Origin of the sequence: Taklimakanibacter albus, assembly GCF_016595235.1 — a bacterium.
Taxonomy (GTDB): domain Bacteria; phylum Pseudomonadota; class Alphaproteobacteria; order Rhizobiales; family Aestuariivirgaceae; genus Taklimakanibacter; species Taklimakanibacter albus.
The window spans coordinates 1,062,972-1,082,674 of record NZ_JAENHL010000007.1 but is presented as its reverse complement, the minus strand read 5'-3'; the positions used below and the strand labels follow the sequence as shown (position 1 = coordinate 1,082,674).

The 19,703-nt window shown below is 64.1% G+C and carries 14 protein-coding genes and 1 riboswitch; of the genes, 3 read left to right on the top strand and 11 right to left on the bottom strand.

What is annotated here, in order from left to right; translation table 11 throughout:
- Positions 1-2: 2 nt before the first annotated feature.
- The 10 genes from JHL16_RS16745 to JHL16_RS16700 all read right to left on the bottom strand — a co-directional run bounded on the left by JHL16_RS16745 (position 3) and on the right by JHL16_RS16700 (position 13,654).
- Positions 3-1,604, bottom strand: coding sequence for a dipeptide ABC transporter ATP-binding protein (locus tag JHL16_RS16745; RefSeq protein ID WP_200186018.1), 1,602 nt, complete (start codon positions 1,602-1,604; stop codon positions 3-5).
- A gap of 2 nt (positions 1,605-1,606) precedes the next feature.
- The gene (locus JHL16_RS16740) at positions 1,607-2,437 is read right to left on the bottom strand and encodes an ABC transporter permease (protein WP_348647225.1); all 831 of its coding nucleotides are present in this window, start codon (positions 2,435-2,437) and stop codon (positions 1,607-1,609) included.
- 17 nt (positions 2,438-2,454) lie between these two features.
- Positions 2,455-3,420, bottom strand: coding sequence for an ABC transporter permease (locus tag JHL16_RS16735; RefSeq protein WP_246770955.1), 966 nt, complete (start codon positions 3,418-3,420; stop codon positions 2,455-2,457).
- A 197-nt stretch (positions 3,421-3,617) separates the two neighbouring features.
- Positions 3,618-5,138 (bottom strand): ABC transporter substrate-binding protein, encoded by a 1,521-nt coding sequence (locus tag JHL16_RS16730; protein ID WP_200186017.1) that lies wholly within the window; start codon positions 5,136-5,138, stop codon positions 3,618-3,620.
- Positions 5,139-5,250: 112 nt separating this feature from the next.
- Entirely contained in the window at positions 5,251-5,691 is a 441-nt protein-coding gene (locus JHL16_RS16725) for a YqaA family protein (protein ID WP_200186016.1), read from the bottom strand.
- A 3-nt stretch (positions 5,692-5,694) separates the two neighbouring features.
- Positions 5,695-7,011, bottom strand: a complete 1,317-nt coding sequence (locus tag JHL16_RS16720; RefSeq protein WP_200186015.1) for an MFS transporter — start codon at positions 7,009-7,011, stop codon at positions 5,695-5,697.
- Between the two features lie 93 nt (positions 7,012-7,104).
- On the bottom strand, positions 7,105-7,371 hold the full coding sequence (locus JHL16_RS16715) for a metal-sensing transcriptional repressor (protein ID WP_200186014.1): 267 nt from the start codon (positions 7,369-7,371) through the stop codon (positions 7,105-7,107).
- A 75-nt stretch (positions 7,372-7,446) separates the two neighbouring features.
- Complete coding sequence (locus JHL16_RS16710) at positions 7,447-11,373, bottom strand: autotransporter domain-containing protein (RefSeq protein WP_200186013.1); 3,927 nt, start codon at positions 11,371-11,373, stop codon at positions 7,447-7,449.
- 173 nt (positions 11,374-11,546) lie between these two features.
- Positions 11,547-12,812: a chromate efflux transporter gene (gene chrA, locus JHL16_RS16705; protein WP_200186012.1), complete on the bottom strand. Its 1,266-nt coding sequence runs from the start codon at positions 12,810-12,812 to the stop codon at positions 11,547-11,549.
- Positions 12,813-12,835: 23 nt separating this feature from the next.
- A complete protein-coding gene (locus JHL16_RS16700) occupies positions 12,836-13,654 on the bottom strand; it encodes a chromate resistance protein ChrB domain-containing protein (protein WP_200186011.1) in 819 nt (272 codons plus the stop codon).
- Positions 13,655-13,913: 259 nt separating this feature from the next.
- Between JHL16_RS16700 and JHL16_RS16695 the strand changes: the two genes are divergently transcribed.
- Entirely contained in the window at positions 13,914-17,390 is a 3,477-nt protein-coding gene (locus JHL16_RS16695; RefSeq protein WP_200186010.1) for an indolepyruvate ferredoxin oxidoreductase family protein, read from the top strand.
- Positions 17,391-17,652: 262 nt separating this feature from the next.
- A riboswitch (yybP-ykoY riboswitch) is annotated at positions 17,653-17,748 on the top strand.
- A 77-nt stretch (positions 17,749-17,825) separates the two neighbouring features.
- A complete protein-coding gene (locus tag JHL16_RS16690; RefSeq protein ID WP_200186009.1) occupies positions 17,826-18,383 on the top strand; it encodes a manganese efflux pump MntP in 558 nt (185 codons plus the stop codon).
- Here the strand turns inward: JHL16_RS16690 and JHL16_RS16685 are convergent.
- Positions 18,352-18,759 (bottom strand): GFA family protein, encoded by a 408-nt coding sequence (locus JHL16_RS16685; RefSeq protein ID WP_200186008.1) that lies wholly within the window; start codon positions 18,757-18,759, stop codon positions 18,352-18,354. The genes JHL16_RS16690 and JHL16_RS16685 overlap by 32 nt on opposite strands.
- Positions 18,760-18,864: 105 nt before the next feature.
- Here JHL16_RS16685 and ku point away from each other — a divergent pair, with 105 nt between their 5' ends.
- Positions 18,865-19,701, top strand: coding sequence for a non-homologous end joining protein Ku (ku, locus tag JHL16_RS16680; RefSeq protein WP_200186007.1), 837 nt, complete (start codon positions 18,865-18,867; stop codon positions 19,699-19,701).
- Positions 19,702-19,703 lie beyond the last annotated feature (2 nt).

Below are 19,703 nucleotides of genomic sequence, written 5' to 3'. Positions count from 1 at the left end.
GGTCAGTCCTCTATCGCATCGAGCCGCGGAATGGATCGCACGAGCTCCCTCGTATAGGCATCGGCAGGTTCGCGCATGACCTTGGCCGCCGGACCTTCTTCCACGATTCGTCCCGCCTTGAACACATAGACACGCTGGCAGAAGGCGCTCACCACCGAGAGATCATGCGACACATAAAGCATGGTGAGGCCACGCTCGCGGCGCAGACGGTCGAGCAGCTTCAGGATCTGCGCCTGGGTCGTGACGTCGAGCGCCGAGGTGATTTCATCGGCGATGAGAAAACGCGGTTCGACCGCGAGCGCGCGGGCGAGGCCGGCACGCTGGCATTGCCCACCCGACAGCTGGCTCGGATAACGCTCGAGCAAAGCGCGCGGCAATTCGACCTTGTCGGCGAGGTCGTCGACGCGCCGCGCGATCTCCGCACCTTCCGCCAGACGGTGACGCCGGATCGGCTCGGCGATCGCTTCCTTCACCTTGAGGCGGGGATTGAGCGAGTCGTAAGGGTTCTGGAAAACCATCTGGACGGCGCGGCGGAAGGCGCCATCAGTGGAAGCCTCTTTGCCGTCGAAGACGATCTCGCCCGCGGCCGGCGTTACGAGTCGGACAATGGCGCGCGCCAGCGTGCTCTTGCCTGAACCGGACTCGCCCACAATGCCGACCGTTTCGCCGGCCTCGACGGTGAGACTCACTCTGTCGAGCGCCCGGAAGGGTTCGGTGTCTTTGCCCGTGAATCGGCTGACAAGATCACGCCGCTTCGGGAAGGTGACGGTGAGGTTCTTCACTGTGAGCAGAGGCCGTGTCGAACCGGAAGAGATAAGTGAGCTGCTGGCCTTGCTGCGGGACGGCTGCGAGTCGAGAAGCAGCCGCGTATAGGGATGCTTCGGCGCTTCGATAATTTCACGGGTCGAGCCTTGCTCGACGATCTCGCCCTGGCGCATCACGATGATACGGCTGCAATTCTGCGCGATTACGCCCAGATCATGCGAGATCAGCACGATCGAGAGACCATTATTCCGGTTGAGATGGCGGAGCAAGTCGAGGATGCGCGCCTGGACGGTCACGTCGAGGGCGGTGGTGGGCTCATCAGCGATCAGAAGTTTTGGTCCGCAGCCGATGGCGGTGGCGATCATGGCGCGTTGCTTCATGCCGCCGGAGAATTCGTGAGGGTAGGCCTGTGCCCGCTGCGTCGGCTCGGTGATGCCGACCTGGCGCAGCAGATCCACCGCCTGGGCGTTAGCGGCTGCCTGGCCGGTCGCCAGATGCCGGCGGATCGGTTCGGCGATCTGCGCGCCGATGCGCAGCAGGGGATCGAGATGAGAGGCCGGATTCTGGAAGATCATGCCGATATCGCGGCCACGGATCCGGCGCAGATCTTGCGTGCTCATGGCCGAGATCGACTGGCCGTCGAATGACACATCACCGGTGACCGCGGCGGAAGGCGGCAGGAGGCGCATGAAGGCCCGGCAGGTCACCGACTTGCCTGAGCCTGATTCACCGACGATGCCGAGCACCTCGCCCTGATCGACACGGAGCGAGACATTGCGCACCGCGGTCGTCTCGCCGAAACGCACGGTGAGATCCTTGACCTCGAGCAATCGCGCCATGGTCAGCTCCTCACCGGCCGGCGCAATTGCGCCAGCGCATCGCCGAGAAAAGCGAGGCCGAGGCCCAGTGAGATCGCCGCGGCACCGGGGAAGAAGCAGATCCACCAGGCCTGGTCGATGAAGGATTGGCCGTCGGCGATCATCACACCCCATTCGGCGGTCGGCGGCTGCGCGCCCATGCCGAGGAAGCCGAGGCTGGCGCCTGCCAGCATGACCAGTACCGCGTCGCTCACCGCATAGGTGATGACGGGCGACAGCGCATTGGGCAGCACATGGTTGAGCAGGATGACGCGTTTGGAGAAGCCCAAGACTTTGGCGGCGAGCACATATTCGCTCTCGCGCAGCACCAGCACCTCGGCGCGCACCAGCCGCGCATAGGTGACCCAGCCGACGATGGCGAGGGCAATGAAGTAATTGGTGAGACCCGGGCCCAAGAGGCCGACGATGGCGAGCACGAGGACGAAGAAGGGAAAAGCGACGGTGATATCGTAGACACGCATGAAGACTTGATCGGTGAGGCCGCGGAAGTAACCGGACAGCAGGCCGACCGTGGTGCCGATGATCAGCGGCGGCAGGACGCCCAGCGCGCACATCAGGAGATCGATGCGCGCGCCGTAAATGACACGCGAGAGGATGTCGCGGCCGACCTGATCGGTGCCGAACCAATGGCTGGCGCTGGGGGCGCCCAGCAAGGTCAACATGTCGATGGCGTCGGGATCATAGGGCGCGACCCAGGGCGCGAAGAGCGCGGCGAAAATCCAGCCGCCGAGAATGAGCAGAGCGACGAAGCCGCTGCCGACGAGGCGCCAGTTCCGCCGGTCGGGCGCGGCCACTTGATTTTCCGCCGCCGTCACAGCTCCACCCTGGGATCGATGAAGGTCGAGATGATATCGACGATGAGGGTGATGGCCACGGTGACCAGCGCAAAGACGAGGGTGAGACCCTGCACGACATAATAATCACGTCCCATCAGAGCAGCGATCAGCAGCCGCCCGAGCCCTGGGACCGCATAGACGGTCTCGACGATCACGGTGCTGCCGATGATGAGGGCGACCATCACGCCCAGGAGATTGAAGGTCGGCAGGATGGCATTGGGCAGCATATGGCGCCAGAAGATCTCACGCTCGCTCGCCCCTTGGGCGCGCGCCGCGGTGATGAAGTCCGCTGCCGATTTTTCGATGAGGGCCTGACGCAGGCTCTGGGTCAGCACCGGGATGAGCCAGATCGAAATCGAAACCGCCGGCAGAAACAGGTGATGCAGATGCGCGGTGAAAGTCTGGCCGTAGCCTGAGACCGGAAACCAGCCGAGCTCGGCGCCAAAGAACCGCGCCATCATGATGCCGAGCCAGAAGACTGGAATGGCGAGGCCCATGATGCCGAGGAAGCGGATCAATTGATCGATGAAGCCGCCGGGACGTTTCGCGGCGGCGACCGCCAGGAGCAGAGTTGGCGGCACGGTGAGGACGACGACATAAGCGGCGAGGAACAAGGTCGGGCCCATGAACTGTCCGATGAGCTCGGCGACCGGGCGCTGGAAGCGCAAGGAGAGGCCGAGATCGCCCTGCAGCACATTGGATACATAGCGCAGGAATTGCAGCGGCAACGGCAGATCGAGACCATATTGCTGGCGCACCGCCGCGATCGTCTCCGGGCTCGCCCGGTCGCCGACGAGAAGCCGCACCGGATCGCCCGGCGCCAGCCGCAAGAGCAGAAACGAGATGACGCTGATGCCGATGAGCACCGGGATCAGCTGCAGCAGGCGGTTCAGAATGGAACGGAGATGCGACAAGGGAGATCCATTTGGGCTGTCGATCATTTATCCGAATATTCCCCCTCTCCCGTCCGCAGGATGGGAGAGGGTGCCCGAAGGGCGGGTGAGGGCTCTTCGTTCGTCGAGATGAGAGCCGTCGAAAGTCTCGTTTGTTTCGAGAAAGAGCCCTCATCCGGCCTTCGGCCACCTTCTCCCACGCGTGCCGCGCGGGAGAAGGGGAATGTTTTGTCAGTAAACGCGCATCACTTCTCGATCGTCGTTTCTTCCAGTGTCCATTGCAGCGACGGCGTCAGCTTGAGGCCCTTCAGCTTCTTGCTGTAGGCCACCGTGTTGGGCGCGTAGAAGAGCGGGATCTGCGCCACTTCTCCGGTCGAGATCGCCTGGATTTCCTTGTAGATCTCGGCGCGCTTGCCGGGGTCCATCTCGCGCGTGCCGGCGTCGACCAGCTCGTCCACCTTCTTGTTTTCGTAATAAGTGTAATAGGAATGCGAGCCGCAGGAGCCGCAGACTGCCCAGCGCACCGCGAGATCGGGATCGGGCGTCTCGTTGAACCACCAATTGGGGGTCGCGTCATACTCGCCCTTGGGGATCGCTTCCCACCAGGCGCCGCCATCGACGGTCTCGATCTTGGGCTTGAGGCCGATCGCCTGCCACTGCGCCTGGAGCAGCAGCGCCATCTGCTGCTGCGCCGGGTCGGCGGCCACCAGGATCTTCACTTCCTTGCCGACCATGCCTGATTCCTCGAGCAGCGCCTTGGCCTTGACGGGATCATAGGCGATGCCGGGATAAGACTTGTCGTGGAAGTCGACCGCGCCCGGCAGCGTCGTATTGGCGGCGGTGGCGAAGCCCTGCGTCACCGCCTGGGTCAGCATCTTGTTGTCGATCGCTTGTGCTGCAGCGAGGCGCGCCTTGGCGTTGGAGAAGGGCTCGCGGCGATGATTGAGGAGCGTGATCCAGATGGTCGTCGAGGGCTCGAGGCGCATATCGATATTCTCTTCCGCCTTCATGGTCGCGACCTGCGACCACGGCACCGAGCGCACCGCGTCGGTCTCGCCCGCCTTCAGCATTGAGATACGCGCATCGGCGGCGGCGACTTCCTGCAGCACCACGCTGTCGGGGCTCTTGGGATATCCGGTGCGCCAGTAATTCGGATTGGGGTCGAGGGTGAGGGCCTCATTGGCGCGCCATTCCTTGACCACATAGGGCCCCGAGGTCAGCGGCTTCTCGGTGAAGGCCTTCTCTTCGCCGCGCGCTTCGACATCCTTCTTCGATACGATGCCCATGTTCCAGATCTCGACATTGCCGAGGAAGGGCGCGAAGGGCGATTTGAGCTTCACCACGACGGTCTTGGCATCCGAGGCGGCGACGCTGTCGACGGCGCCGAGCGGACCCGGATAGGCCGAGCGCTTGTCGGTGCGCACGCGCTCGAGGCTGAAAGCGACGTCATCGGCGGTGATGGCCGACCCGTCGGAGAATTTCGCATCGCGTAGCTTGAACGTGTAGGTGAGACCGTCGGCTGAGGCCTCCCAGCTCTCGGCGAGGCCCGCTTCGAGCGCGCCCGTCTCGGTGTTGCGGCGAAGGAGGCGCGAATAGAGAAGCCCGTAGGTCTCGATATTGCCGGCGCCGGCCGAGCGCATCGGGTCGAGCGTGGTGGTCGGATAGGGCGAGACGATGCGGATCGCTTCGGCGGAAGCGCTGAAAGAGAGGGCGCCGGCGAGGCCGAGCAGGATCGCGCCGGTGAACAGGCTTTTCGGGATGAACATGGCGTTCCTCGATGTTTATTGTTTGGGGCTTCATGCCCCTTAGGCGCAGCCACTATGTTATTCTTCTAACATCGTGTCAATCGGCTCGCGGAAATTATGTTAGTAATCTAACTTATCCGGCGAGGCCCAGTGTGGCGATCGTCAGCACGAGGTAACGGCCGATCTTGGCGAGCGCGACGAGGAACAGAAAGACCGGGAAGGGCTCGCGCAGAACACCCGCGGCAACGGTCAGCGGATCGCCGATAATGGGCAGCCAGCTGAGGAGCAGAGACCATTTGCCATAACGGCGATACCAGGCGCCGGCGCGATCGAGCGCCGCCGGCCTCACCGGGAACCAGCGGCGATCGCGATAACGCTCGATGAAGCGGCCGAGCAGCCAGTTGACGACGGAGCCCAGCACATTGCCGATACTGGCGACGGTGACGAGCAGCCAGGCCGGCTGCGCGTCGAGGAGGAGAAGCCCGACAAGCGCCGCCTCCGATTGCATCGGCAGGATCGTCGCCGCCACGAAAGCGGTAAGGAACAGGCCGGCATAGACGGCGAGATCGGCCATCGCTCAGCGCAGCGCCGGGGCGTTCGGCCATTCCGGGTGATGGCTGTCGATCACGAAGGCATGGCGGTGGCGCTTGTTCCCACCGGCCAGATGCGGGTGGTCAGGTGCCAGCGTCGCATGGACATGCTCGATCTCGTCGGGATCATCGGCCGGCCATACCCGGCTGGCGATGATCACCGCGACAGCGCCGATCACGCCCAGCGCGATGAAGGTGGGGGCAAGGCCCATTTCCGCGCCGAGCCAGCCGGACAGCGGATAGGTGATGAGCCAGCAGGCATGCGACAGAGCGAATTGAGCGGCGAACAACGCGGGGCGGTCCTCGGGTTGCGACGACCGGCGCAAGAGACGGCCCGCCGGCGTCATGGCCAGGGAATAGCCGAGGCCGAGCGCGAACCACAAGATGAGAAGGACGCCATAGCTGGCGACGGCCGCGCCGAGCAGCAGGCCTGCCACCAGGGTGGTGGTTCCGGCCAGCATCGCCTGGCGGTCGGAAAATTTGTCGAGAAGGCGCGGCAGGCCGAGGGCCGCCGTCATCGAGCCCGCGCCATAGGCGGTGAGCGCGAGGGCCGTCTCGCGCTGCCCCAGGCCGAAGTCTGCCTGCACCAGCACGACGGTATTGACGATCACCATGGCGCTCGCGGCGGCGATGGCGAGATTGAGGGCGAGCAGCCCGCGCAGGCGCGGCGTCGCCAGATAGATGCGCAAGCCGCGCGTGGTGCGCTCATAGATTCCGCGCGCCGTGTTGGGTTTGGGGCTCGGCAGCGTGACGGTCAGAACGAGGGCGGCGGAAGCGAGGAAGCCGAAGACCGTACCGGCGAACAGGCTGTGAAAGCTGATCAGGGTGAGGAGGGCGGCCGCCAGCATGGGGCTGAGCGCGCTTTCGAGATCATAGGCGAGGCGCGACAGTGACAGAGCGCGCGTATATTGCTTCTCGTCCGGCAGGACGTCCGGAATGGTCGCCTGGAAGGCCGGGGTGAAGCCGGCCGATGCCGCCTGCAGGACGAAGATCAGCACATAGACCTGCCAGACCTGGGTGACGAAAGGCAGGAGGACGGCAACGCCGGCGCGCACCAGGTCGAGTGAAATCAGCATGGCCCGGCGCGGCACCCTTTCGGCGAAAGCGGCGGCGACCGGCGCTATCGCGACGAAAGCGATCATCTTGATGGCGAGCGCGGTGCCCAATACCGAGCCCGCATCGGCGCCCGCCAACTCATAAGCGAGCAGCCCCAGCGCCACGGTCGCCAGCCCGGTGCCGATAAGGGCGATCAGCTGGGCCAGAAAGAGATGGCGATAGGTACGGTGCTTGAGGATTTCGAGCATGGAGGGAGTATACTATCCCCCAGTATAGTATGATGGCAAGCGACCGTGCCTCTCCCTCCCCGCGCTTCGCGCGGTGGAGGGAGGAGTCTCCGCTCACAAAAACTTCGTGATCGCCTTGAGTTCGTTGAGCTGGGTGCGGCCGGTGCTGCCGGCGGCGGTGACCAGGCAGTGGTCGATATGGTCGCGGATGAAATGGTCCTTGGCGCCGGTGAGCGCGCTGGTGGCGGCGGCGAGCTGCTGGGCAACGTCGAGGCAGCCGCGTCCGTCCTCGATCATCGCTGCGATGCTGCGGATCTGGCCCTCGACCCGGCGCAGGCGCTTGACGATGTCGGGATGCGATTTGTGCTGGTGCTTGGGCATAGAAGCTGCGTCTCCATGGCCGGTCTGGCCATGGCTCTTCTATAACCGGTCTACCGCGCGGCGCAAACTTCCGCGCTAGAAGCTCACCGCCAGCGTGGCATTGAGGCCGTGATCCTCGGCATCCTTGGCGATCTCGCCGCTGTAAGCGAAGCCGAGCGTGGCGTCGGCGGCGATCGAGAGATCGAAGCCCGCTTCCAGCACCGCCGCATCGCGCGCGATCGGGGCGCCGGTGATCACGAAATCCTCCGAGCCCTCGAAGGCGAGCGTCGTTTCCGGCTGCACGTCGCCGAAGGCATGCCGCCAACCGGCCATGGCACGGAACGATGCCGGCATGGAACCCAGCTCGAAGCCCAGCGCGGCGCGCAGGCCCAGCGTGGTGAACGTGTTGTCGTTGGTCTCGGCGTCGCTCTTGAGCGCCGCCGGGCCGCCATGCTCCTCGAAGCCACCCGTATGGGTCGAGATATAAGCGGCATTGGCGAAGGGCTCGAGGCGAATGCTGTCGAGATCGAAGGCATAACCCGCCTCGCCGAAGACCTGCACTGTGCCCGCATCATAGTCGGCGGTCAGCTTGTCGCCCATGGCATGGCGCTCGGTGTCGATATCGTGCCAGGCATAGGCAAGGCCAGCGCGGAGGCCAAAGGCTCCCGCCTGCGTGCCGCCATAGAGGCCGATCTGATAGCTGTCGGCGTCGCCCGATGAATTGCGGTCGTCATCGAAGCTCGACTGGGCATAGCCGGCGAGCGCGCCGAGGCGGACGGTGTCGGCAACGGCCATGTCGGCGCCGGCGAGGAAGCCGCCGGCATTGCGGGTGAATTCCGAGGCATTGCCGTCGCTCTTGGTCTCGCTCCAGGCGCCGAAGCCGCGCGTCCACAGAGCGAGGCCCTGGGTGTCGGCCGGCGCATTGCCAAGGCCGGTGGCGCTGAAACCCATGACCTGCTGGCCGGTGGCGGCGACGCTGCCGAAGGCGGAGCGCAGACGGTCATTGGCGGCATTGCGCCAGAAGCGGCTGTCCTGCGTGAACATGCCGGCGAGGGAGGCATGGACTTCTCCCGACAGCGCGTCGAGTAGAGCGCGCGCCTCATCTTCGCCGGCCGAAAGAGCCAGCGCCCGCCAGACGGCGCTGGCATTGGTCAGCGTTTCGATGGCATTGCCTGCCGCGGCCTGGTTGGGACTCCCGCCAATATCGGCGAAGCCGGTCTGGTTGCGCGACAGCTCGAGCGTCACGTCATTGCCGCTGCCGCCCGTATAGCTCAGCGTCGGATCGAGGAAGATCAGGTTCTGGGTGATCGTTGCGAACTCGCCTGCGACCGCGTCGCTGCCGTCATTCTGGATGATGACGAAGGGACCGTTGAACAAGCTCCAGCTGTTAAGCGTCACCGGTGACAGGTCGAGCTTGAGCGTGGCGCCATTGATGTCGACCGAACCTTCGACGATGAGCTTGTCAGAACTGGTCGGCGTCGCCGCGATCTCGAGCGTGCCGTGATTGAGATAATCGCCCTTGACGGTCTGGTTGCCGAGCCCGTCGCCCACCGCATGGGTGCCGCTTACGGCAATGGTCGTCTTGCCGAGCGTGCCCGAGCCTTCGAGCCGGCCACCCTCGACCTTCATCGTGCCGCCGAGCTCGCTGTTCACGCGGAGCGTGCCGGCGGTGACCTTGGTGTCGCCGTCATAAGCGGCATTGCTGCCGCTCCAGATCAGCGTGCCCGCGCCCTGCTTGGTGATGAGGCCGGTGCCGGTGAGCGCACCCGCATAGGTGCCGGTATCGGCCTGGTCGAAGACGAGATCGGCTTCGTTGAGGATGGCGCCTTTCAGGCTCGCCGTGTCACCGATCAGCGTGCCTTCCGAGACTGTAGTGCCACCGGCATAGTCATTGGCGCCGGACAGCTTGAGCGTGCCGGTGCCTGTCTTGGTCAGCGAGCCTTCGCCGGTAATGGCGCCGGCAATCTCGAATTCACCGGTCTCGGTTTCGATCTCGGCCTCGCCCGTCAAGTCGACGGCGCGGTTGCTGGTGAAGCCGGCGGTCGTGCGCAACGTGGCGTCGCCGATGGCGAGGCCGCCAGTCGTGTCGCCAAGATTGCCGTCGGCGCCGATCTCAAGGACACCTTCGGCGATCGTCGTGCCGCCTTCGTATGTGTTGGTGCCGGTGAGCGTCAGCGTGCCGATGCCGCTCTTGGTCAGCGAACCTGCGCCGCTGACGACGCCGGTGAGCTCGAGATCGCCGGTTTCGGTTTCGATCTCGGCTTCGCCCGTCAGCTCGACGGCGCGGTTGCTGGTGAAGCCGGCGGCCGTGCGCAACGTGGCGTCGCCGATGGCGAGGCCGCCGGTCACGGCGCCGAGATTGCCGTCGCTGGCGATCTCGAGAACGCCTTCGCTGATCGTCGTGCCATCTTCATAGGTATTCACGCCCGTGAGGATCAGCGTGCCGGCGCCAGTCTTGGTAAGCGATCCCGCGCCGCTGACAATACCGGTGAGCTCGAGCTCGCCGGCTTGCGCTTCAATGCCGGCAGCGCCGGTCAGTTCGACTGAACGGGCGCTGGTGAAGCCCGTCGTGGCGCGCAAGGTGCCGTCCTGGATGATGATGCCGCCTGTCGCGGCGCCGAGATTATTATCGGCGGCGACCTGCAGCACGCCGTCCTTGATTGTCGTGCCGCCGGAATAGGTATTGGCGGCGCTGAGGATCAGCGTGCCGGCGCCATCTTTGGTAAGCTTGCCGGCGCTGCCGCCATTGCCGGTGTCATCGGCGATGACGTCGCTGACGGTCTGGGTCTGGCCGTCGCCGGGTGCGAAGGTCAGGCCGGCATTCTGCAGGAAGATACCGGTGCCGCGCGCCATGCCGTTGCCGGCACTGTGGCCGCCCGTGCCGCCTGTCACGCTCCCGCCCGATATCGTGCCGGAGCCGGCGATGCTCAGCGAGCCGCCGTCCTGCACGAAGATCGCACCACCGAAGCCCGCGCCGCCGCCGCCGCCGGCATTGTCGCTGGTGCCGCCATTGCCGCCGCCGAAGCCGCCCGCGCCGGATCCCTGATAACCACCGCCGCCGCCGCCGCCGAAGCCACCGGCACCACCGGGCGTGTTGAAGTTGCCGGCGCCGCCGCCGCCGCCGCCATAGCCGCCGGCGCCGCCCGCAGCGTTCTTGCTCGATGTGCCGCCGCCGCCGCCGCCGTAACCACCGGCGCCGCCGTTGAATCCGTTTGCGGTGGAGGTGGAGCCACCGCTGGCGCCGCCGCCGGAAAGATCACCGCCGCTGCCGGCATTGTTGTTGGCAGTGCCGGCTCCGCCATTGGGGCCGCCACCGGCACCGCCGACAAAACTGCTCGGATTGATACCGTCGCCAAGAATGCCATTATTGCCATTGGCGAATGCGCCGCCGCCGCCGCCGCTGCCGCCGCTGTCATTTGCCGCGCCGCCATTGCCACCAAGGCCGCCGCCGCCGCCGCCGGATATCTTGTCAGCCGGACCAGAGGTGCCGCTATTACCGCCTTTGGCCTGGTTGTCCGTGAAGCTGACGCCGTCAACCGTGACATTGGCGCCCGAGCGCACGTAAAGCGCACCACCCGCACCCATGCCGCCGCCGCCCGCGCCGTCATCGCCGTAGCCGCCATTGCCGCCCTGCGCCAAGCCGTCGGCGATGGTGCCGTTCGATATCGTGAGATCGCCCTTATTGGCGAAGAAGACGCGCGTCGTGTCGTTGCCGGAAATCGTATTGCCGCCGAGATCGATGGCAAGGCCACCGCTGCTGCCGTCCGTGTTGCCGATGGCCGGCAGGAACTTCAGTCCGTCCGAGGCTGGAGTGAGGGTGTTGAGATTGATGTTGCCGGTGAGCGTGATCACATCGTTGCCGGGATTGGCATTGGCGCTGGTGATCGCGTCGGCGAGCTCATCGGCCGTCGAGGCGAAATAGACCGCGGCGTGCGCGGTGTCGGCGCTCCATAGTGCGGTTGCGATCGTCAATGCCGTGGTGGCCACGAGATCGCGCCGGAAGCGCTTCGACAAAGTACGCATCTCTCATCCCTTCGCTCAAGCTGCAATCTCCGCGCGAGGCGCGTCGATGCCGCTCGTTTTCATTTCAGCGAAATGATGAGAATCCCCCCAATCACACGCCGCCCGTTGCATATTTGATGCAAGGTAAGTGGCGATCGCAAGAAATTAATGAGGTAGATTCAAAAAAAGACACCTCAGAACAAGCTTTTCCACGCAAGGCCGAGGATCGCGGTGAGAAGCAAGGTGCGGATGATGCCTCGATGGAAGGCGAAAAGTGCGATCGCCGCAATCACGGATAGGCTCAGTGCTGCGGGATCGAGACTTGAAAACTCGGGCACGAGACCGAATCGCGTCCGCGTCAGCGTGGCGAAGAGCACATGCAGCGCGAACCACACGGTCAGATTGAGGATGACGCCGACGACCGCGGCGGTGACGGCGGCGAGCGCGCCCGACAGACGCGGCATGTTGTGGAGGCGCTCGATATAGGGCGCTCCCGCCATGATCCACAGGAAGCAGGGTGTGAAAGTCATCCAGAGAGTGATGAGCGCCGCGGCGATGCCGCCCCACATGCCGCCGGCATTGCGGTAGCCCGCCATGTAGCCGACGAATTCGGTGACGAGGATCAAGGGGCCGGGCGTCGTCTCGGCAAGGCCCAGCCCGTCGATCATCTGCGGCGCCGTGAGCCAGCCGAAATTTTCGACCGCCTGCTGCGCCATGTAGCTCAACACTGCATAGGCGCCGCCAAAGGTGACGACCGCCAGCTTGGAGAAGAACAGAGCGGTCTGCGCGAAGACGTGATCGCGGCCGAAGCACAGGATGATGAGGCCCAGCGGCACGAGCCATAGAGCAAGCCAGAGCGCCAGGGTGGATGCCGTCTGGCGCCAGGGAACTGGTGTCGTCGTCACCGCCGTTTCAGGCGCCGCCGTGCTCACGCGGAAGAAGCCGAAAAGCGCCGCGGCCAGGATGATCAGCGGGAAGGGTATGGCGAAGACATAAAGCGCCAGGAAAGCCAGACCGGCAATCCACCAGTCGCTCGCATGTTTGAGAGCCCGCTTCGCCACCCGCAGCAGCGCTTCGATGACGATTGCCAGCACCGCCGCCTTGATGCCGAAAAACAAGGCTGCCACTACCGGCACCTGGCCGAAGGCGGCATAGATCATCGACAGGATGAGCACGACGAGCGCGCCGGGCAGCACAAAGAGCGTGCCGGCGGCGAGACCGCCGCGCCAGCCATGCAGCGACCAGCCGGCATAGGTGGCGAGTTGCATCGCCTCAGGGCCGGGCAGCAGCATGCAGAAATTGAGCGCCGCCAGATAACGCTTCTCGTCCATCCACTTCTTCTCGTCGACGAGCACGCGATGCATCAAGGCGATCTGGCCGGCGGGTCCGCCGAAAGAGAGGATGCCGATCTTGGCCCACACGGCCAGCGCCTCGCCGAAGCTCGGGGTTCTGCGATCCATGAATGATGCGGCTTTCGCGGGTCTCACGGCTTCGGCTTGTTGGTCGGCCAATTATGGGTCTCCTCGGTCGCGTCCCGGCACCAGCGATAGAAAGCATCATAGAGCAGCAGTCCGGCATCGAGCTGCTCGAGGTCGTCGGCATACATGCGGGAGAGCCCGAGTGAGGCCGCGAGCAGGCCCGGCGCCTCGGGCGCCAGATCGAGCCTGGCGGTGTCGGCGCCGCGCACGATCAAGGCAAGCCGCTTCAACGGCTCGGTCGTCAATCCGAGTTCCTCGATCATCGTATCGAAGGTGCATGTGTCACTTCGATGACTCCAGAAGACATTCTCGATGTCGAAGGGTGTCGCCTTGAAGCGCTCCCCGACCAAAATGACCTCGCTCGGCGCCACGAAGAGGAAGACGGCTTCGGGGTCGACGAAGCGGCGGATCAGCCAGGGGCAGGCGATGCGGTCGATCTTGGGCCGCGCCCTTGTCACCCAGACGGTGCGGCCCTTGTCGTCGCGGCGCGGCAGCTTGGCGTCCGGCACCAGGGGCAGGCGGGCCGCCTCCCAGGCCTCGAAGCCGCCTTCGAGAACATTGGCCTCCTTGCCGAGATGGCGGAGCCAGGCGGCGGTGCCGTGGCTGAGCTTCAGCCCCTTCTGGCAGATGACGATGGCCGAATTGCCGGAAAGCTCCGACCCCCAGCTTTCGGCCAGAGGATGCGGGCGCCAGACCGAGCCGGGGATCAGGCGTGGGTCGGCGGCGAAATCCTCATCGGTGCGGACATCGATGAGATGCGGGCATTTGGGCAGGCCCACGAGACGGGCGAGTTTGTCCACGGTGATCGTGTTGGGAGATGGCATAAGCGTCCTCCGGAGGAGATTAAGGTTCCTGGACGCGATGCTTCGGCATGTCGCCTTGTGGGGTGATCGCTTCGCCCCATGCATGAGATTAGGCGCCGGAATGACGGACGAGTCAAGTTCGGCGCAAGTCCGTGTCGTGCGCGGTGCTCCGAACGACAGGCCATTGCCCTATGTTGCAGTGCTTCCAGGGCGCTATTTCTTTTTCTCCTTGCGATACCTACCTTATTGTCCGTGAGCCACCGAATGATAGAGTCCGACCATGACTCAGGCAGCCGCGTCTCTCGACGACAAATATGATCTGACCAAGGACCGGGTCTTCATTTCGGGCCCCCAGGTCATGGTGCGGGCGACGCTCGCCCAGAAGGTGCTCGACCGTGAGGCCGGGCTCAACACCGCCGGGTATGTTACCGGCTATCGCGGCTCCCCGGTCGGCGGTGTCGACCAGGCCTTCGAGCGGGCCGAGAAACTGCTCGCGCCGGAAGCCATCAAGTTCCATCCCGGCCTCAATGAGGACCTTGCCGCCACCGCCGTCTGGGGCAGCCAGCAGGCCGAAATGTGGGGCGAGGGCGCCTATGATGGCGTGTTCAGCATCTGGTACGGCAAGGGACCGGGCGTCGACCGCAGCGGCGACGTGCTGCGCCACGCCAATGCCGCCGGCACCTCCAAACATGGCGGCGTGCTGGTCATGGCGGGCGACGATCATGGGGCGGAATCCTCCACCGTGCCGCATCAGAGCGAGATCGCGCTGCTCGACGCGATGATCCCGATCCTCAATCCGGCCGGGTTGCAGGAGCTTTACGACTATTCGATCTATGGCTGGGCGCTGTCACGCTTCGCCGGCACCTGGGTGGGCGTCAAATGCCTGCATGACACGGTGGAATCGACCGGCGTCATCGAGGCGGGGCCGCACCGCATCCGTCCGAAAGTGCCGAAGGATTTCAAGATGCCGCCGGGCGGGCTCAATATCCGTCCCAATGACGACCGGCACGACCAGGAAAAGCGCCTCCATAATTTCAAGCGCCAGGCGGCCATCGCCTTCGCGCGCGAGAACAATCTCAACCAGATCGTCTTCCGTGGCGGACCGCACCCCAAGATCGGCATCGCCAGTGTCGGCAAGAGTTATCTCGACACGCGCCAGGCGCTGGAGGAGCTTGGCATCGACGAGGTCATGGCGGCCAAGATCGGCCTCAGGCTTCTGAAGATCGGCCTCATCTGGCCGCTCGATTCCGCCATCATGCATGAATTCGCGAGCGGCCTCGATCTCATCATCTGCGTCGAGGAGAAGCGCGACCTGCTCGAAACGCATGTGCGCGAATTGCTGTTCAACGACCGCAAGCACGCGATCATCGTCGGCAAGAAGGACGAGCAGGGCGAGTCGCTGTTCCCCGTCTATGGCACGCTCGAGCCCAACCAGATCGCCGTCGCCATCGGCGAACGCATCCTCGGCCACAAGCATTGGCCGCAAGTGGCTGAAAAGCTGGACGTCATCAAAGCGGCACAAGGCCGGATCAGCAATGTGCCCGATCTTCTCGCCCGCACGCCGTATTTCTGCGCCGGCTGCCCGCATAATTCCTCGACCGTGCTGCCGGAGGGCGCGCGTGGCTATGCCGGCATCGGCTGCCACTGGATGGTACAGGCGATGCCCGCCCGCAAGACGCAGGGCTCGACGCAGATGGGCGGCGAAGGCGCCAACTGGGTCGGCGAGGCGCCGTTCTCCAAGCGCCAGCATATTTTCCAGAATCTCGGCGACGGAACCTATAATCATTCGGGCCTCCTCGCCATCCGCGCCGCGCTCGCCGCGGATGTGAACATCACCTATAAGATCCTCTACAACGACGCGGTCGCCATGACCGGCGGCCAGGCGCATGACGGCAAGCTCAACGTGCCGATGATCGCCAATCAGATGCGCGCCGAAGGCGTCGAGCGCATTGCCGTCGTCTCCGATGAGGAAGGCAAGCAATATCCCTCAGCCTTCCCCTCCGGCGTGACCTTCCATCACCGCGACGATCTCAATGCGGTGCAGAAGGAGTTCATGGGCGTCAAAGGTACGTCGGTCATCATCTATGACCAGACCTGCGCCGCCGAGAAGCGCCGCCGCCGCAAGCGCGGCACCTTCCCCGATCCCAATAAGCGCGTCTTCATCAACGAGCTCGTCTGCGAAGGCTGCGGCGATTGCGGCGTGCAGTCGAACTGCGTCGCCGTTGCGCCGGTCGAGACACCCTTCGGGCGCAAGCGGCAGATCGACCAGTCGGCCTGCAACAAGGATTATTCCTGCGTCAAAGGTTTCTGCCCGAGCTTCGTGACCGTGGAGGGCGCCGAGCTGGTGCGCGGCCTCGATACCAAGAGCCTGCCGGGCGGGGCAAGCTTGTTCGAAGTGGTGCCTGAGCCGCAATTGCCGAAGCTCGACCGGCCCTGGTCGATCCTCGTCACAGGCATCGGCGGCACCGGCGTCATCACCATCGGCCATGTCCTCGGCATGGCGGCGCATATCGAGGGCAAGGGCTGCGGCATCATCGACATGGTGGGCCTGTCGCAGAAGAACGGCGCGGTGGTGAGCCACCTCAAGATCGCCGCCAGGCCGGAAGACATCTCCGCCATCCGTATCGCCTCGGGTGCGGGCGATCTCATTCTCGGCTGCGATCTGGTGACGTCGGCGGCGGAGAAAGTCCTGGCCGGAGCTTCGCCCGAGCGCACCCATGCGGTGCTCAACACCGCTGAGATCATGCCGGCCTCCTTCACCCAGAAGCCCGATCTCAAGATCCCGGCGGAAGAAATGCGCCTCAAGATCGAGACGCGGGTGATGAAAGGCGAGGCGCACGCGATCGATGCGACGCGGATCGCCACGCAGCTTCTGGGCGATTCGATCGCGAGCAACCTGTTCACCTTGGGCTTCGCCTATCAGAAGGGGCTCGTGCCGGTCCAGGCCTCCTCGATCGAGCAGGCGATCCATCTCAACGGCCAGGCGGTGAAGATGAATCTCGACGCCTTCCTGTGGGGACGGCGCGCCGCGCATGATCTTGCCGCGGTCGAGAAGATCGTCGAGCCGAAAAAGCCGGCTGCGGCCGACGAGACGCTGGACGAGATGGTCGCGCGGCGCTCGGTATTTCTCGCCAGCTATCAGAACGAGGATTATGCGCAAACCTATCGCGATTTCGTCGCCAAGGTCAGTGGGCGCGAAAGCGAAGCGGCGCCGAAGTCCGAGGCGCTGTCGCGCGCGGTGGCGCGGTATCTCTTCAAGCTCATGGCCTATAAGGACGAGTATGAGGTGGCGCGGCTCTATACCGACGGGTCCTTCGCCAAGGAGCTCGGCAAGCGTTTCAAGGGCGGCAGGCTCACCTTCTATCTGGCGCCGCCTGTTCTCGCCAAGGTGGATCCGGTGACTGGCGTCCCGCGCAAGATGACCTTCGGCCCGTGGATGATGCCGGTCTTCCGGCTTCTCGCTTCGGCCAAGTTCCTGCGCGGCACCGCCTTCGATCCGTTCGGGCGCAGCCATGAGCGGCGCACCGAGCGTGCGCTCATCGGTGACTACCGTGCGATGGTCGACGAGCTTCTGAAAACGCTCTCCGCCGACAATGTGGCGCTCGCCACCGAGATCGCGAGCATCCCGGAACAGATCCGCGGCTATGGCCATGTCAAGGAACGTCATCTCAAGCTGGCGAAGGGACGCGAAAGCGAATTGCTCGATGCGTTCCGAAGCGGCAAGGCGAAGATGCCGGCGGCGCTCGCGGCCGAGTGATTGAGCGCGCTCAAAATCATCGCGGATGCGTGAAAGAATTGCCCAATGCATTGCGTATAGCTGAAGCTAAGAAGCTTAGGTTGATCGTGAGGGAATAAGTCTGTGAACTAGCGCGGGATGCGAAAAAGTGGATGCCGGTTTTTCGCGAGAATCCCGCGCTGACTACGAGAATCGATCACGTTGATGAATTTGGATCGATTCGATCCAAATTCATCGTGATCTAGGCGATCAAGGCTTGAAACGCGTCCGCGGACTCAGTAGCTAGGCCGTCATCGGGGAGTAGCCACCGCTGACCCGGCGGGATCGCATCAACAGGCTCGCGTTTCAAACGCGTGGTGCGATCGGTCGGTTTCGACTCGGCAAGACCGTGGCAAAGCCCGGCGTGCGGACAGCTCGCCTTTGCCCGGTCAATCTGTCCGTATGTTGAGCCCTGTCATGTCTCCGATCTCGATTTCCGTGCTGGCCATCAGCATGTCCATGGATGCGTTTGCCGCCTCGATCGGCCGTGGCGCCGGCCATGGCGAACGCATCAAATTCACGCACGCGTTGCGCACCGGCGCGGTGTTCGGCGCCATCGAAGCCATCACGCCGCTGATCGGCTGGGGCATCGGCGTCGCCGCGAGCGGTTTTGTCCAGGCTATCGATCACTGGATCGCCTTCTTCCTGCTTGGCTGCGTTGGTGCGCATATGATTTATGCGGCCCTTCACAAGAGGGAGGAGAAGACGTCCAATGGCTCGCTCGCCGCACTGATGGCGACGGCGGTCGGCACCAGTCTCGATGCCATGGCTGTCGGCGTGTCGCTGGCGATGCTCAATGTGAACATCATCGTCGTCGCCATTGCCGTCGGTCTGGCGACCTTCATCTTCTCCGCCGGCGGTACCCTGCTCGGACGGCTGGTCGGCGCCAGGCTCGGTCAGTTTGCCGAGATCGCGGCCGGGATCGCGCTCTTCGGCATCGGTCTCAAGATCCTGATCGAGCATCTGACGGCTTGAGCACGGCCGCGACCCAGCCATGCCGGTGCTCCTGATAGACCGCTTGATCGGGGGCGGGGAAGTCCGGGTCGGCGAATGAGCCGACCCCGACGGCTATGTAGTCCGGCTTGCGCTGCGGCTCCCAGAAAACCGTCGAACCGCAATCGGGACAGAAATGGAAGATGACGGGGAAGCCTGAATCCGCTTCACGGGCAAAGGCCCTTGTCGCGCCGTCGATCCGCACCCGTTTGCGCTCGAAGAAGGCAGCGACCCCAAAGGTGCTGCCGGTGCGCTTCTGGCAGGCGAGACAGTGGCACAAAGACACCTTCGACGGTTCGCCCGAGCAGAAGACCCGGAGCTCGCCGCAGGCGCAACTGGCCAGTCGTTCTTTCGTCATGATCGTCAGCCTATAGCAAAGCACGGCGATTATTTCTAAGGACGCTTTTAACCCTTTCGTGATAAACTTCCCTTTTGGTCAGTTTGTCTTCAGTGAGTTTGGTCCATGGCACCCGTTGGTCGGCCCTACTGGAAGGGTTTCATCAAGCTGTCTCTCGTCCAGATCGCGGTCCAGATCTATAGCGCCGTCGAGCCGTCGAATTCCGGCCTCAATCAGATCCACAAGCCGTCCGGCAAGCGCGTCAATTATGTGAAGACGGTCGCCGGCGAACCGGTCGAGGAAGCCGATATCGTCAAGGGTTATGAAGTGAGCGAGGGCACTTATGTGGTGCTCGAGCCCGACGAGATCGCCGCGGTCAGGCTCGAAAGCAAGAAGACGCTGGAGCTGCAGGAATTCGTCTCGGCTACCGATATCGACCCGCGCTTTTTCGAGGCGCCCTATTATCTGATCCCGGAGGACGAGTTCCAGGTCGAAGGCTATCGCGTCATCCAGGCGGCGCTTGCCCATAAGCGCAAGCTCGGCCTCGGCCAGATCACCATGTCGGGGCGCGAATATCTCGTCGCTGTCGGCGCGCTGGATCAAGGGCTCGCCATGTATATCCTGCGCTATGCCAATGAGGTTCGCGCGGCCGACAAATATTTCGGCGAGATTCCGGATGTCGCGGTCAATCCGGAGCTGGTCGACCTCGCCACCAAGCTCATCGCCGAGAACACCCATCAGTTCGACCCGAAGCAGTTCCGCAACACCTATGAGGTACGCCTCCAGGAGCTGGTGCAGCAGAAAGCCAAGGGCAAGAAGCTCGTCGTCAAGTCGGATGAGGAGCGGCCCAAGGGCGCCAATGTCGTCGACCTCATGGAAGCTCTGAAGAAGAGCGTGAAGGGCGACAAATCGGCGAGCAAGCCGACGCCGCCGGCGAAAAAGGGCGGTGGCAGGAAGAAGTAGCG

What these genes read in the sequence shown, in the direction of transcription:
- JHL16_RS16745 (WP_200186018.1), bottom strand. Translation starts at nt 1,604, where the DNA reads ATGGCGCGATTGCTCGAGGTCAAGGATCTCACCGTGCGTTTCGGCGAG.
- JHL16_RS16735 (WP_246770955.1), bottom strand. Translation starts at nt 3,420, where the DNA reads ATGATCGACAGCCCAAATGGATCTCCCTTGTCGCATCTCCGTTCCATT.
- JHL16_RS16730 (WP_200186017.1), bottom strand. Translation starts at nt 5,138, where the DNA reads ATGTTCATCCCGAAAAGCCTGTTCACCGGCGCGATCCTGCTCGGCCTC.
- JHL16_RS16725 (WP_200186016.1), bottom strand. Translation starts at nt 5,691, where the DNA reads ATGGCCGATCTCGCCGTCTATGCCGGCCTGTTCCTTACCGCTTTCGTG.
- JHL16_RS16720 (WP_200186015.1), bottom strand. Translation starts at nt 7,011, where the DNA reads ATGCTCGAAATCCTCAAGCACCGTACCTATCGCCATCTCTTTCTGGCC.
- JHL16_RS16715 (WP_200186014.1), bottom strand. Translation starts at nt 7,371, where the DNA reads ATGCCCAAGCACCAGCACAAATCGCATCCCGACATCGTCAAGCGCCTG.
- JHL16_RS16710 (WP_200186013.1), bottom strand. Translation starts at nt 11,373, where the DNA reads ATGCGTACTTTGTCGAAGCGCTTCCGGCGCGATCTCGTGGCCACCACG.
- chrA (WP_200186012.1), bottom strand. Translation starts at nt 12,812, where the DNA reads ATGGATCGCAGAACCCCGAGCTTCGGCGAGGCGCTGGCCGTGTGGGCC.
- JHL16_RS16700 (WP_200186011.1), bottom strand. Translation starts at nt 13,654, where the DNA reads ATGCCATCTCCCAACACGATCACCGTGGACAAACTCGCCCGTCTCGTG.
- JHL16_RS16695 (WP_200186010.1), top strand. Translation starts at nt 13,914, where the DNA reads ATGACTCAGGCAGCCGCGTCTCTCGACGACAAATATGATCTGACCAAG.
- JHL16_RS16690 (WP_200186009.1), top strand. Translation starts at nt 17,826, where the DNA reads ATGTCTCCGATCTCGATTTCCGTGCTGGCCATCAGCATGTCCATGGAT.
- JHL16_RS16685 (WP_200186008.1), bottom strand. Translation starts at nt 18,759, where the DNA reads ATGACGAAAGAACGACTGGCCAGTTGCGCCTGCGGCGAGCTCCGGGTC.
- ku (WP_200186007.1), top strand. Translation starts at nt 18,865, where the DNA reads ATGGCACCCGTTGGTCGGCCCTACTGGAAGGGTTTCATCAAGCTGTCT.